The 13,774-nt window shown below is 68.8% G+C and carries 14 protein-coding genes and 1 pseudogene; 10 read left to right on the forward strand and 5 right to left on the reverse strand.

Annotated elements, in window-relative coordinates:
- Positions 1-31 precede the first annotated feature (31 nt).
- The gene (locus tag KBX26_RS15185) at positions 32-1,246 is read right to left on the reverse strand and encodes a hypothetical protein (RefSeq protein ID WP_210865694.1); all 1,215 of its coding nucleotides are present in this window, start codon (positions 1,244-1,246) and stop codon (positions 32-34) included.
- Positions 1,247-1,425: 179 nt separating this feature from the next.
- Positions 1,426-1,962 carry a GNAT family N-acetyltransferase gene (locus KBX26_RS15190; RefSeq protein WP_247680642.1) on the reverse strand — a complete coding sequence of 179 codons (537 nt, stop codon included), beginning with the start codon at positions 1,960-1,962 and terminating at the stop codon, positions 1,426-1,428.
- Positions 1,963-2,123: 161 nt separating this feature from the next.
- On the opposite strand from KBX26_RS15190, the gene KBX26_RS33015 reads away from it, so the two are divergent.
- The 3 genes from KBX26_RS33015 (at position 2,124) to KBX26_RS15205 (ending at position 4,644) form a co-directional block, all read left to right on the forward strand.
- Entirely contained in the window at positions 2,124-3,329 is a 1,206-nt protein-coding gene (locus KBX26_RS33015) for a DUF418 domain-containing protein (RefSeq protein WP_210862684.1), read from the forward strand.
- A gap of 119 nt (positions 3,330-3,448) precedes the next feature.
- Complete coding sequence (locus KBX26_RS15200; protein ID WP_210862686.1) at positions 3,449-4,168, forward strand: VOC family protein; 720 nt, start codon at positions 3,449-3,451, stop codon at positions 4,166-4,168.
- Between the two features lie 176 nt (positions 4,169-4,344).
- On the forward strand, positions 4,345-4,644 hold the full coding sequence (locus KBX26_RS15205) for a putative quinol monooxygenase (RefSeq protein ID WP_210862688.1): 300 nt from the start codon (positions 4,345-4,347) through the stop codon (positions 4,642-4,644).
- A 66-nt stretch (positions 4,645-4,710) separates the two neighbouring features.
- On the opposite strand, the gene KBX26_RS15210 is transcribed toward KBX26_RS15205, so the two are convergent.
- Positions 4,711-5,910: a low temperature requirement protein A gene (locus KBX26_RS15210; RefSeq protein WP_210865696.1), complete on the reverse strand. Its 1,200-nt coding sequence runs from the start codon at positions 5,908-5,910 to the stop codon at positions 4,711-4,713.
- 330 nt (positions 5,911-6,240) lie between these two features.
- Here KBX26_RS15210 and KBX26_RS15215 point away from each other — a divergent pair, with 330 nt between their 5' ends.
- The gene (locus tag KBX26_RS15215; RefSeq protein WP_210865697.1) at positions 6,241-7,536 is read left to right on the forward strand and encodes a helix-turn-helix domain-containing protein; all 1,296 of its coding nucleotides are present in this window, start codon (positions 6,241-6,243) and stop codon (positions 7,534-7,536) included.
- Between the two features lie 79 nt (positions 7,537-7,615).
- Here the strand turns inward: KBX26_RS15215 and KBX26_RS15220 are convergent, their stop codons facing one another.
- The gene (locus KBX26_RS15220; protein WP_156057646.1) at positions 7,616-8,065 is read right to left on the reverse strand and encodes a hypothetical protein; all 450 of its coding nucleotides are present in this window, start codon (positions 8,063-8,065) and stop codon (positions 7,616-7,618) included.
- Positions 8,066-8,147: 82 nt separating this feature from the next.
- On the opposite strand from KBX26_RS15220, the gene KBX26_RS15225 reads away from it, so the two are divergent.
- The 6 genes and pseudogenes from KBX26_RS15225 to KBX26_RS33220 form a co-directional block, all read left to right on the forward strand.
- Positions 8,148-8,675, forward strand: a complete 528-nt coding sequence (locus KBX26_RS15225) for a YbaB/EbfC family nucleoid-associated protein (protein WP_210865698.1) — start codon at positions 8,148-8,150, stop codon at positions 8,673-8,675.
- The gene (locus KBX26_RS15230; RefSeq protein ID WP_030333701.1) at positions 8,675-8,989 is read left to right on the forward strand and encodes a hypothetical protein; all 315 of its coding nucleotides are present in this window, start codon (positions 8,675-8,677) and stop codon (positions 8,987-8,989) included. The genes KBX26_RS15225 and KBX26_RS15230 overlap by 1 nt, the downstream gene beginning before the upstream one ends.
- A gap of 19 nt (positions 8,990-9,008) precedes the next feature.
- Positions 9,009-9,734, forward strand: a complete 726-nt coding sequence (locus tag KBX26_RS15235; protein ID WP_030333699.1) for a WXG100 family type VII secretion target — start codon at positions 9,009-9,011, stop codon at positions 9,732-9,734.
- Positions 9,735-9,744: 10 nt separating this feature from the next.
- Positions 9,745-10,371: an EndoU domain-containing protein gene (locus tag KBX26_RS15240; RefSeq protein ID WP_081883897.1), complete on the forward strand. Its 627-nt coding sequence runs from the start codon at positions 9,745-9,747 to the stop codon at positions 10,369-10,371.
- Positions 10,372-10,393: 22 nt separating this feature from the next.
- A complete protein-coding gene (locus tag KBX26_RS15245; protein ID WP_210865699.1) occupies positions 10,394-10,651 on the forward strand; it encodes a hypothetical protein in 258 nt (85 codons plus the stop codon).
- A gap of 31 nt (positions 10,652-10,682) precedes the next feature.
- A pseudogene (locus KBX26_RS33220) lies at positions 10,683-10,784 on the forward strand (DNA-binding protein); the annotation flags it as partial.
- A 45-nt stretch (positions 10,785-10,829) separates the two neighbouring features.
- Here KBX26_RS33220 and KBX26_RS15250 read toward each other — a convergent pair.
- Positions 10,830-13,643, reverse strand: a complete 2,814-nt coding sequence (locus KBX26_RS15250) for a BTAD domain-containing putative transcriptional regulator (RefSeq protein ID WP_210865700.1) — start codon at positions 13,641-13,643, stop codon at positions 10,830-10,832.
- Positions 13,644-13,774 lie beyond the last annotated feature (131 nt).

Genomic DNA, 13,774 nt, shown 5'->3' on the forward strand with positions numbered 1-13,774 from the left:
CAGCCGTTGGTGGAACGGTTACCCATGGACCTCACGCTCGGCACCAGGTCCGAAGTTGTTGCTCGCTGTCAGGCAGGTTGTAGCGGCTGAGCAGCCTGGGCGCGGCTGACATGACGCCGCTGCTCAACACCGTCCAGAGGGCTCTCTGCCGGGTTGGGGTGAGGTCCGTGAATCCCACACCGTCGGGTATCGGCCCGTCGGGGAAGGCTGCGTCCAACAGAGCGGTGAGCAGGGTGAAGGCATCTGCGGTGTGATCAGCGGAGGCGGCCGTTTCGGCCAGCACGTCGATCCGATCCCCGGCGACTCCGGGAGTTAATTCTGCGATCGTGAGGGCCGCCATGCCGGCCATGTCACCTTCGAGGAACGGCCAATAGGGTACGGGTTCAGTGGCCCCGAAGAGGCATTCATAGAGTTCTCTGACCAAGGATCGATCCGGATGACTCAAGATTCTCGACAGGCCCAACACCGCCGACCAGCGCTCGGCACGGTTTACGCTGCCTCGCCGATTAGACAGCGCGTCGATTAATGCTTCGCCGCCGTGAGGACACCCGAGGCTCGCCGCGACACAGGCAGCTGCCGCGACGACCGGATCCGGCTCCCGCCGGATGAGACCGGCCAACACTGGGCCGACCAAGCCCTCTTCCTCAGGAAACCAGGCGAGCAGGTGAGCGGCGTACAGCCGGACCGCAGCTTCCGAGGCTTCCAGCGCTGCCACGTAGACAGGCACCCCGACCCGCACCGCGTCGTACGCCTCTATCGTCCACCGCTGCTCGTCACGGTCTGCCTCGACGTCGCCCCATTCGGCTCGCCGTTCCCGTGCGCTGCGCTCCTCTTCATTCGGTGCCGCTGCCATCCAATCTCGATGCTCCGCCTCCAACTCCTCTCGGCTCAATGACGCGCGGCGTTGGGCCTCAGCCCTCATGTCTGATGGATCAGGACGATCGCTGAGCCATGAACTCTCATCGCCCACCGCGATCGCCGCCAACACCTGGCAGGCAGCAAAGCGGTCCGGGGCCGCCGGATCAGCGACAATATCGATCAGGTAAGGAGCCACCGCAGCACTGGCCTCGAACCGGGAGCCCTGATGCACGAGCAGGTCGACGAGATCGCCGTATGCACCTTGGCGGACCTCCTGGATGTCTGACCTGACAGCACGGAGGAGGGCCGGGATCTCGACGGCAGGGCCGTAGGCATGGCTCACCGACGACCAGTCAACCTTTTCAGCGGGTACCGAGCGTTGGGGCATCGGACCACCTTAGGTGTGAAAAGCCGCTGGTGACGTCGTCAGCCACCGCTGAACAGCAGAAGAGCCAACGGCCTAGCGGCCCGACAAGCCATCGTCGAATCTGGCGAGCTGGTGACTCGTGCGGGGTGTGACCGTCTCCGCTCGTCAACGAGCTGTTGGACGGTCGCTGTGTGTACCGCCTAAAGATCCATCGCGTAGACCCGGACCTGGCGGCCGGTGTCCGGCTGTACGGCCTCGCGTTCCAGCGTCATGCCCAGCTTGACCATCACCCGCGCCGACGCCTCGTTGCCGACAACGTGGATGCTGACCAGCCGCCGCAGTCCGAGCTCGGCACGAGCGTGGGCGACCACGGACTGGGCCGCCTCGGTGGCCAGACCCCGGCCCCAGTGCGCGCGGCCGAGCCGCCAGCCGATCTCCACGGCCGGCAAGATCTCGGGCAGGAAGGTCGGCACCGCCAGCCCGGTGAAGCCGGCCAGTTCTCCGGTTTCCTTGATCTCCACCGCGTACAGGCCAAAGCCGTGCTCATCCCAGTGCCGCTGATAGATGGCCAGGCGCTCTGCGGTCGCGGCCCGGTCCAGGGTGCGGCCGTCATGGATGTAGCGCATTACCTCGGGCTCTGCGTTTACCGCGGCGAAGCCGTCCAGATCGTTGCTTCGCCAGCGGCGCAACAGCAACCGTGGAGTTTCCAGGGACGTGGCATCAAGGGATCTGGTCATGTCAGGCACGTCCCTTCGTAGCATCCGGCACTGATGGGGCGGGGGTAGGGCCTACCCCACCGGCGACGTTCCCGCTCACCGGCTGTCACCTGGATTTGCCGCTTCGTAGGGTCGGAGGGAGCCATCGAATTCGATTTACTGTTCGATACGGGGGTAGCCGCGTGAAGTTCTCCGTCAAAGACCCGTCAGTCGTTAATGAAGGGCCGCCCGGGCCGTTCTCCCGGATCGCTGCCGTCGACGCGTTGCGCGCCGTGGCGTTGCTCCTCATCCTGATTGTCAACATCGCCTTCTTCGCCTCCGGCTATCCCTTCCATCTGGTGCCGGATCCCGCGCACGACTCGTGGGGCGACCAGGCGGTCCTGTGGTTGGTCGAGCTGCTCTTCACGATGAAGGCGTACCTGCTCTTCTCCTTCCTGTTCGGCTACAGCTTCACGCTCCAACTCGACTCCGCCGCGCGGCGCGGCGTCGACTTCGCCCCCCGGTTCCGGCGACGGCTGGCCGGGCTCTTCGTGCTCGGCATCCTGCACGCGGTGCTGCTGTTCCAGGGCGACATCCTGACCACGTACGCATTGCTCGGCCTGATCCTGCTCGCCATGCGGGGAGTCCGCGTCGGGACCGCGCTGCGCGCCGCCGTACTGCTGACCGGCGGGATCGGTTTCGTCCTCGCGCTCGCCGCCGTCGGCGGAACCCAGCTGGTCACCGATCCGGCGACGGCACTGGCGGCGGGGCAGCGATCCACCGAGGCACTACAGGGCGGAATCGGGTCGGTGATCACCGAGCACGTACGGCAACTGCCGGCGATGTTCGGCACCCTCCTCGTGCAGGGGCCGCTCGCGCTCTCGGCCTTCCTCTTCGGTTACGCGGCCGGGCGGCGCCGGCTGCTCACCGACGTCGTCGGAAACCGGCAGTTCCTGCGCCGGGTGCAGCAAGTGGGCTATCCGATCGGCCTGGCGGGTGCGGTGATCTTCGCCTCCGGCGGCGGCACCGCCAACCTGACCGGACTGACGGCGGGCGTACTCACCGCGCCGCTGCTCGCCGCCGCGTACGCCGCCACCCTTCTCCGCTTCTTCCAGACCAACCGGGGCCGGCGGGTGGTCGCCGTACTCGCACCGGCCGGACGGATGTCCCTGTCGAACTACCTGGGTCAATCGCTGCTCTGTGTGCTGGTCTTCACCGGCGTCGGACTGGGCCTCGCCGGCACCGTCGCACCCGCGGTCGTCCTCGTCATCGCGGTCGCCATCTACGGTGCGCAGCTCGCCGCCAGCGCGGCGTGGATGGCACGGTTCCGGTACGGACCGATGGAGTGGCTGTTGCGGGCCTGGACCGAGCAGCGGTGGCCACAGCTCCGCGCCGCCGACCCGGTCTGACGGCGTGTCCAGCTCGCCACCGTCGTTGCGTTCGGGGTCATCAGCCGAACGGATGGCCGGAGGCGATGGTCAGCTATTTCCATGTGCGACGGACACCCCGCGACGCCTAGGAAGGAGGCATGGCCAACGAGCGGACCGTTCCCCTGCTGCCGTGCGCATCCATCGACGACATCGAAACCTTCTACGGAGTTCTCGGTTTCCACACCACGTACAAACAACGCAAGCCCAACCCGTGCGTGGGGGTGCAGCGCGAGGACATCGACCTGCAGTTCTTCGAGATCGCCGGATTCGACCCGGAGCAGTCCTACGGCTCCTGTCTCGTAATCACCCCGGACATCGAGGGACTGCACCGAGCATTCGCAGCCGGCATGCGCGCCGCGTACGGCAAGGTACTGGTGTCCGGAACGCCGCGGATGACCCGGCCCAGGGCGCGAAAGAACGCCGACGGGTTGGGCGGATTCAGCGTCATCGACCCGGGCGGCAACTGGATCCGCGTGTTCCGGGACCCCACCGCCGCCCCCATGCCGGACGCCACGTCTGCCGGGCGGCTGGCCAAAGCCCTGGCGAATGCCGTCGTACAGGCCGACTCCAGGGGAAGCGTCAGCCAGGCCGTTCGGATCCTCGACAGCGCGTTGGCCCGCCCGCAGGCCGACGACGACCCGGTCGAGCAGGTAGAGGTCCTGGTCTACCGCGCCGAACTCGCGATGGTGCTGCACGACCCGGACACCGCGGCCGAACTGCTGGCCCGCGCCCAGTCCGTCACGCTCACCGACGACGAGTCAGAAAGGGCGGCAGCCGCGTTCGACAACGCCACCGAACTCGCAACAGCACTGCGCTGACTCACCACGCGAACGCCTCCATCATCTCGGCAGTCGATCGGGGCACGCTCACGATCGCCGCGCCTTGTCAGCGATAGATCAGTATGCTCGAGGCCGCAGAAATCGTTTCCGTTGCGAGGCGCTTTCTGCGCTCGTCGCATGAACCCGATCAGCTCGCCGCCGCTTAAGGAGTTGCTGTGTCGTACGGCTACATCGGATCGATGAAGGCCAAGCCTGGTTACCGGGATGACGTCGTGGACATCCTGCTGAGCGGCGCTGATGGCCTGCGCACGGTCGGATGCGACCTGTACGTCGTGAGCGTCTCGGACACCGACGACGACACGATCTGGGTGAGTGAGGTGTGGCAGAGCAAGGAGAAGCACGACGCCTCGTTGCAGCTTCCCGAGACCAGGGCGGCGATCGGCAAGGCCATGCCGATGCTTACGGGCGAGTTCACCAGCCAAGAGGTAACAGTGGTGGGAGGCCTGGGCGTGTAAGCCCGTGATCGCCGTCTCGCAGGTTGCCCGGCGAGTCGACCTCGTTCAATGGGTGACGGATACGCGTCAGCGTGGCGGCGAGGCCTCCTCCAGTGGACGTCCGTGGGCTCGGGTCGTGTCGGAGACGGCAATGCCGAGCAGGACGGCAGCCGCCGCCGCGGCGACCCCGAGGGGCGGTAGGCCGACCATGATCGGTGCCATGGCCGCGAGGACGAGGATCCCGATCGGCCGTGGCCAGGACACTCGGGCGAAGGCCACGTACTCGAACACTGAGCGCCCGGCGAGGTAGAGCGCGGGCCCTCCGAGGATGGCTCCGACCCAGGCGGGTTTGGCCTCTCCGGATGGATCTATGAGGACGAGTTCGGAGCCGGCCGAGGTGGCGAGGATGCCGGACACCATGAGCAGGTGGGCGAACTCGGCCCACCGACCGAGCCGGCCCGGGTCGGCGGATGCCGCGATGGCCTCGCCCAGGATCTGGCCGGCTCGATAGAAGTAGATCCGCCACAGCAACACCGTGGTGAGGAACGACAAGGTAAGGGCCATCATTCGTTCGGCCACGATCGAGCCGCGGAGAAGACTCGACCCGGAGGTCAGGATCGTCTCGCCAAGCGCGACAATGACAAGCTGCCAGTAGCGCTCGGCCAGGTGCTCGCCCGCGACGGCCCACGGGGACACCCGCGAGCGGCCCAGCCCCGGTATCGGCCAGCCGAGCCTGGCCCCCAGGTAGTCGATTGCCAGGGCCACCGTCCACAGCGAATTGCGCGTCACCTCGGGAGCGAAGGCTCCGGCGAGCCACGGTACGGCCGACGCACTGAACCAGATGAGCGCCAACATATTGACGCGGCGCAAATTGTGACCGCGCACGATGCCCACGAAGAAGAGGGTGCGGCCCACCTGAATCGCGACATAGGTGCTCGCGAACAGCATGCCAGTGTCGGCGAGAGCCCCCGCAATCGCGACCGCCATGAGCAGGCTTCCGTACATCGTCGCGACGACAACGAACTGGATCGGCGGCTGGAACGGATCGAATCTGCTGGTCACCCATGCCGTCTGGGTCCAGATCCACCACAGGGCCAACAGCAGCAGCAGAGTCTCGCCGTTCTCCGCGAGGGAGGTGGTCAACCGCTCCGCGACGTGCCCCCTGGTGTAGTCCAACACCAACTCGTGCACAATTCGGGTGAGCGCGAAGACGTAAACGAGATCGAAGAACAGTTCCAGGAACGTCGGCCGCTGCGGACTCTCACGCCTGCGCAGCAGATTGGCCACTCTGTTACTCGTCACCCGGCCCGCTCGCTTCGTCGGCTAGTCGCTGAAGCAGTCGTACCACGTTGCCGGAGCGATCACGGACAAAAGACGCATCCGCGATGGAGGATGTTGCAGCTCGCCGGAGCGGGACCCGCCTGTCGGGCCGCACCCGGCGACGTTCAACGGTGGAGCGCGCACCGCCGGTCCCACGCCACCCCCGCACACTGGTAGCCGTCGTCTGCCGTTCCAGGAAATCAATATAATTTTTCTACTTTGGACGACTTACCAGGAAACATGAGCCCTGTGCTGCGGCACCCCCGCTCCAGGGCGCTACCGGGACAAGGGAGCGGCATGGCTCGGCACGAGCGGCCCGTAGATCCGACGGCTGGACCGTTGTCGTCCTTCGCCCATGAGCTACGGAAGTTACGTGTCGAAGCGGGCAACCCCACCTACCGGCGATTGGCCGAGGTGGCCGGCTACAGCGCCTCGACCCTCTCCGCCGCTGCCAGCGGAATCCGGCAACCCAGCCTCGACGTGCTGCTCGCGTACGTCGGGGCCTGCGGCGGGGACACCGCCCAGTGGAGGCAGCGTTGGCTCGAACTGGACGAGGAACTGCGGCCCGCCAGTTCGGCCAGCGCACCAGCCGACCCGGCAAGGGCAGAAACACCCGACCCGACGCCGGCCGAACCGCTCGCCACACCCCTCGCCGAGTCACCATCCACTGTGACTGCCGGAGATTCACCCGCCCCGGCCACTGACGAGCCAACCGACGGCGCGGCCGGACCGGCCCACGATCGGCCCGCGAGCCCCCCGCGGCACCGGAAACTCCGACGGCGACTGGCGCTGGCGGCGGTGGCGGTCGCCGGCCTCGCCGGTACCGCCGCCGTGGTGCCGATGACCCAGCTGAAGTGGCCGGCCAGCGGGGCGACGGCAGCCGCCGGCACGACGACCACCACAGCCTGCCCGGCGACCACCACGGACGCCGCCTTCACCGCCGTCACGTACGGCGGTGGTGTGCACGTCCGGAGCGAGCCCCGCCGCGACCAGGGCATCCTCTACACCATTCCGCCCGGCTGCGTGGTCGGGCTCACCGGCTACTGCCTGGGTGAGCGGATCACCGACTCCACCTCCCAAACCCCCGACATCCGCTGGTTCAGCCTCGCCGACGGTGGGCTGATCGCCTCCGGGGTGGTGCACGGCAACCCGCCCACGGGCCTGGAACCGTCCCGCTGCACGGGCGACCGACCCGGGCCGACCGCGATCGCCCTCGCGATCGCCCCCGATCTGACCGGCCCGGGTGGGTGGCGGCTGAGCGCGACCGGCACGCACCTGGAGATCGTCGGCTTTGCCGCCTACTACGCGGACGACCCCGCGCTGCCGGCGGAGCGCCGCTGGCACCAGATCGGATTGACCGGGATGGCCGCCCCGCCGTTCGACCTCGTCTGGAAGCTCGACCGCCCGTCCGTGCAACCCGGACCCACTGCCGAGATCCCGGTGGCCGCTGTCGCCTGTCTCGGCGGTGGCGCGCCGACCGACGTACTCGACGTGCGGGCGGCCCGACCCGACGGCTCCAGCACCGCCGAGGCCCTGCCCCTCGCCGCCGACCAGCGGCTCGCGGCCCGCCGTACCGCCTGCCTCTACCCCTAATGGGGGCGTACGCCGACGGCCACCACCGGTGGCCCGGCGGGACGGATCCCACCGGACCACCGGTCAGGCGTCACCGAACTCAACAGCCCTGGCGACCGGAGTGGATCCAGTAGGTGGTGCCGGCCCAGTCCATCTCGCCGTACGCGTCGACGCAGTTGTTCGCCGTGCCGGTCACTCCGCGCGGCCCGGCGTAGTACAGGTAGTCGGCGTTGTCCTTGGTGGAGACCGCGGTGGCGGTGCACGAGCCGCTTCCGGAGGTCTCCGCGCACCGGGCGATCTGCACGGAGGTCCGCGCCGAGGAGCCGTACGCCGCGCCGCGGTGGTACATGCAGGCGCTGTTCGTGCCGCCGTTGGTGCTGTTGTAGTAGATGACCAGCTCGGCAACGGGCTTGCTCGGCGGGTACGCGTAGCTGTAGGTGACAGTGCCCGAGCAGGCCACCGCCGCCTGCGACGGGGCCGCCGTGACGACCAGCACCGTGCCGAAGGTCAGCAACGCCACCAGCGCTCCGAACACCTTGCGCAGCATCATGACTTCCACTCCTCCGGGACGAGGTTGGTTGAGAGCCGTCCCGCCGTCCACTTCTACGGAACAGAAAAGTTGATCGCCGCTGATGGTGGCGCCAATCAATCAATCCCGCACAACGCCGAACCAGATCATGCCGCATTCGCTGGGCAACCTGGTGTGGCGGGCCGCGGTTACACTGACGCCTCGAATGCCCCTGCTCGGCAACGGAAACGGAGGCGCGATGGCTAATCCGCTGTTGGACGCCGAGGATGCGAGGGAACGCCTGGAGGCATGGCAGGCCAATGCCGTGCGCCGGGCCGCCGACACGCAGGCCGCCAGTGCCGGCTTGCGCGCGCTGCGGGTCACGGCCAGCGACGCCCACGGGATCGTCGAGGTCACCGTCGACTCCACGGGGGCGATGGCCGACGTCCGGCTCTCCGCGCGGGTGCAGCGCGTGAGCCTGGAGCAGACGCAGCAGGCGATCATGGGCGCCTATCGCAACGCGCGGGTCAAGCTCGCCGAGGCCGCCGCCGAAGTCGTGCGGGAGACGGTCGGCGCCGACTCGGCGACCGGCCGGGCCCTGCTGGCCGGATTCCGGACCGCCGACACCGATGACGAGGAGGGGCGTTACTAATGCACGGGGGGTTCGAGGTCGACGTCGAGGCCCTGCGCGCGCACGCCACGGCCATGTTGGCCATTCACGACCGCTTCGCCGCCGTCAAGTCAGCGAGCGCCACCATCTTCCAGGCCGACGAGGCGTACGGGCAGCTCTGCCAGTTCTTACCGCCCATCCTGGAGGGACGCCACCGGGACCAGGACAAGGGCGTGGGGATGCTCGCCGAGAACATCGCGCTGCTCGCCGCGGGAATCAAGAGAAACGCCGACGCCTACGAGCGGGCCGAGGAGTCGAACACCGACGGCTTCAACTCCTTCCACTCCGCGACCTGAGCCGGCCCGGCGCCCTCTCATGAGCAACCCACTGGTCGCCACGACCTCCGACATCGCTTCGACAAGCGCCGCGCACCGCGACGGCTGGACCGGCCTGCCGCTCGCCGACGACTACATGGGCATCAAGGCCGCCATCGACTCCGGCAGCTGGATCGACGGCTCAGTGGCGGGCTTGGGCGCCGCTCTCGACGGGGCGTCCATCGTCATCGACCCGTTCAGCACGCTCCTGTCGATGGGCATCGAGTGGGCCATCGAGCAGGTCGAGCCACTGAAGCAGGCACTCGACTGGCTGGCCGGCGACCCCGAGACCATCGAGACGCACGCCTTGACCTGGGACAACATGGCCAGTGAGTTGTTCTCCATCGCCGAGGACCTCAAGGCGCGGCTGGTCGGCGACCTCGACGGATGGCAGGGCACGGCCGCCGACGCCTACCGCGACATCCTGACCATCAACATCGACGTCGCCGGGATCTTCGCGGGCACGGCCGCCGGCATGGGTGCCGCGACCCGTGGCGCGGGAGTCCTGGTGCAGACGGTGCGGGAGGTGGTGCGCGCCTTCATCGCCGACTGCATCGCCAAGGTCGTGGTGTGGCTGGCCGAGGTGGTCTTCTCTGTCGGCTTCGCCACACCGCTGGTCGCCTCCCAGCTCGCGGTCGCCGTCGTCCGCTGGACCGGCCGCATCTTCGGCTGGCTGATGGGCCTGATCAGCAGCCTCTCCGCCCTTCGCGCACTCCTCGACGTCTAGGCGGCCCTCGATGCGACAACTCATGGCGGCTCTGCGGACCACCGCCGTCGTGGTGGTCCTGTTCGCTGTGGCGGGTATCCACAAGCGGCCCCCGGGCCCCACCCCACCGCACGGCGGTGGCGACGATGGCGCCAAGCCTAAAAAGTTCAACCCGGCAATGATGCCCAAGCGCGTGGGAGCGGCCCAGCAGCACGGCCTCAAGCGCGCCGGGGAGGGCCGCCCGAAGGACGCCGACACATCCGAGCCCGAGGTACCCAAGAGGACCAACCCCTGGGACGACCCCGAGTTCGCCGACGCCCTGTACGACATGGACCGCTTCGGTCAGATGGGCGACGGGGCGATGGACAAGATCTGGGACGGCGACGGCAAGGGCAATGGCGACCACAAGCCCTCCTCCACCGAGCCCGGCAAGACGCGCTTCCCGCCCGGCACCACCAGGGAGCAGGTCGAGGGCTGGTTCAAGAGCATCGCCGCCAACCCCGACAGCCGCCCTCAGGCGCGTCCCGGCGGCGACGGCTGGGTCGTCATCGGCACTCGCGACGGCATCACCTGCAAAGTTACCCTGGACAAGGACGGCAGCATCTCCGGCGGCCACCCCGTCAGCGGCGAGGGCGTCACCACCAACCCGCTGCCCTAACCACCGCACCCACGGGAGACCCATGGAAGTCAACGATTACATCCGGCGCACCCTCCGGATCATCGACCAGCTCGCACCCAAGATCAGCCCGAAGTACCTGCCGATCGTCCGGGACGCCGCCGGCGCCGGGGCCTGGGACCTGGCGATCACGACGCTCGTCGGCGCCGTGTGGGAGGAGGGCGTTGTGATCACCATGGCGGAGAAGGACGCGCTGCGGGAGCTCATGGAGTACCTCCAGGAGCCTCTGACGCGCCTGGAGCAGATCCGGACCTCGGACTGACGGCCGAAGCGTAGATCGGGCCCCTCGAACCCTGCACCGTGTCGACCTCCGCCCCCGCTGGCACTCCCCCGCCGAGGCCGCCGTCCTGCTCGGCTTCGGCATCTCCAAGGTCAGGACGCGGGTGGGAACGGGAGCCAGCGGCCAGACGACCGCCACAGACGACGCGTCCTGGCCAGCCTCACCCAGTCGTCACCGTACGGATCTTCTCCAGAATGCGGTCGGCGTCCTGGCCCAACTCCACGACGATGTTCAGCGCTTCCCGCCACACCCCACGCGCCGCCGACCGTTCGCCCACAGCGAGATGGGTGTCGCCGAGGTGCGTAAGCGTGGTTGACTCGTAGTAGCGTTCGCCCGCCTCGCGCCAGAGCGACAGGGCCTGTCGGTAGCACTCGGTGGCCTCGGAATACTGGCCCAGATGGTGGTGCACGCACCCGAGGCTGTCCCAGGTGTGAGCCTGCCAGTAGCGGTCACCGGCCTCCTGTTGCAGCAACAGCGCCCGCTGGCAGTGGTGTAGCGCAAGCTCGTGGTCACCGAGCTGACTGTGGTACCAACCCGCGTTGTTCAGGGCGTTCGCCTGCCCGGCTCGGTGCCCAACCGCCCGGAACAGCCGCTGCGCCAGTTCGGCGTAGCGCAGGGCGAGCCGGGGCTGACCGCGATGCTCGGCGACCGTACCCAGGTTGAGCAGGGTGCGGGCCTGCCCGACCTGGTCGCCGAGCCCGCGGTAGAGCCGCACCGCGTGCCACAGGTGGTCGCGCGCCTCGCCGTGCAGACCCCGACGCAGATGCGCGATGGAGATGTTGCGGTGTGCGCGGGCCTGCCCGTCCCGGTCCCCGACGCGGCGGGCCGCCTCCAGCGCGAGCTGTTGAACGATTGCCTGGTCATGCCAGCGGCCACACCGGTCCAGGAACGTGGTCAGGGCCCAGCCGAGCTGCCACGCGTGGACGTCGTAGCCGTCGCCGCCGGCCCGCCGCAGAAGATCGAGCAGCACCGGGTACTCCTGGCTGAACCAGGTCCGGGCGACCTCGCGGTCGCCGATGGCCGCCACAGTCACGCCCGCCACCGCCGGTGGTAGCCCGATCGGATCCCGATGCGGATGCAGTCGCAGGTCGGCGAGGTGGGCGCCGGCCAGGTAGTGGTCGAACATCCGGTTGGTCACCGCGAGCCGCTCGGCGCCGTCCTCCTCGGTGTCCGTCCGCTCCATGGCGTACGCGCGGAGCAGGTCGTGCATCGTGTACCTGCCGGGCGTGTGCTCGGTGACCATGTGCGCGTGCGCCAGCTCAGCCAACAGCGGGCGTACCCGCGCGGGTGGAACACCGGCGAGGCTGGCCGCGGCCACCACACCCAGTTCCGGGCCGGGATGGATGCCGAGCAGTCGGAACAGGCGCGCGGCCGGACCACTCAGGGCGCGGTACGACCAGGAGAAGACCGAGCGGACATCGGTTTCGGCGTCGGTGAACCCCTCCAGACCTCCGTGGGCCAGGTCCAGTTCCTCGGCGATGGCCCGCAGCGAGAAGCGGGGGTGGTCGACCAGCCGGGACGCAACGATGGCCAGTGCCAGGGGCAGCCCCGCCGACCGGGCCGCGATCGTCGCGACGGCTGCCGGCTCGGCGGTGAGCCGGGTCGCTCCGAGGCGGCGGATCAACATACTGTGCGCGTCGCCGAGCGGCAGCGGGTCGACGGTGATCGGATGGGCCCCCTCGGTCATCACCAGGCCGGTCAGCCTGCTGCGGCTGGTGACCAGGGTGAGGCAGCCGGGTCCACCCGGCAGCAGCGGGCGGACGTGCTCGCTGTCGCGGGCGTTGTCCAACACCAGCAGGACCCGACGACCGGCCAGCAGCGTGCGCAGCAACGCCGACTGGGCGGCGAGCCCTTCGGGCAGCTGCTGTGCCGGCACCTCGAACGCGTCCAGGAAGCCACGAACCGCCTCACCGGGGTCAAGCGGCGGACCGGTTGGATGGAAGCCGCGCAGATCGACGTGAAGGTGGCCGTCCGGAAACCGGTCGGCCACGAGGCGGGCGAAGTGGACCGCCAGGGCCGTCTTCCCCACCCCCGCGATGCCGGAGAGGACTGCCACCATGGCCGTGCGGGTCCGAGCCCCCGCGTCCAGCAGCCCGGACAACTCGTCAAGCTCGGCGGTGCGTCCGGTAAAGGCGTACGGCGACGCGGGTAGCTGCGCCGGAACCGGCTTGGTCGTGGTCGATGCCTCCGGCTGGCTGGGCTCCGGCCGGGAGATTGCCGCGGGCGCCGTGACCGGTGCCAGTCGCGGGTCGGCGTTGAGGATTGCCCGGTGCAGCTCGGTCAGTTCCGGTCCCGGCTCGATCCCTAGTTCACCCACCAGCAGTCGGCGTACCTGGTGATACGTCCGGAGCGCCTCGGTCCGGCGGCCTGCCCGGTACAGGGCGAGCATGAGCTGCCCGTGGGCCCGTTCGCGCAGTGGTTCCGCGGCGACCAGGTCGGCGATCTCGTCCACGAGTTCGGCTCCGCCGCCCAGCGTGAGTTCAAGCGACAGGCGTTCTTCCTGGAGGCTGCGGCGTTGGTCGTTGAGCTGGGCCGCCGCCGCCTCGACCAGCCGGCCGGTCACTCCGGTGAAGGCGGATCCGCGCCACAGCGCCAGCGCCTCCCGCAGGTGGACGATCGCGCCGGTCAGGTCACCGGCCGCAGCGAGCCGGCGGCCCTGCCGTGCGCGCTCGACGAAGACCCGCAGGTCGATCTCGTCGTCCGGGACGCGAAGCAGGTAACCGCCGGAGTCGGTGACGATCTCGCCAGCCCGCGCCAACTGCCTCCGCAAGGTCGACACGCAGTTGCGGACCACCTTGACCGAGCTGGTGGGCGGATGCTCGTCCCAGATCACGTCGACCAGCCGCGACAGCGGCACCACGTGGTTCGCGTCGAGCAACAGGGCGGCCAGGATCCGTTGCTCCCGTGCTGCGCCCAGGGAGATCTGGCCAGCGTCGAGTCGTACTCGGAGCGGGCCCAGCGCCTCGAACCTCACGTACCTCCCGCCCTCGTCCGCGCCGCACGACCTGTTCTCCGTGAACCGCGTGGGACCGCCGAATGAGCCCTGCCACCGCGGATTTTCCCACCGCTACGAGCTATTGCACAGCCAACTGTCGATGGCTCTGT

The organism is Micromonospora sp. C97, from assembly GCF_018070385.1.
GTDB classification, from domain to species: Bacteria; Actinomycetota; Actinomycetes; order Mycobacteriales; family Micromonosporaceae; genus Micromonospora; species Micromonospora parva.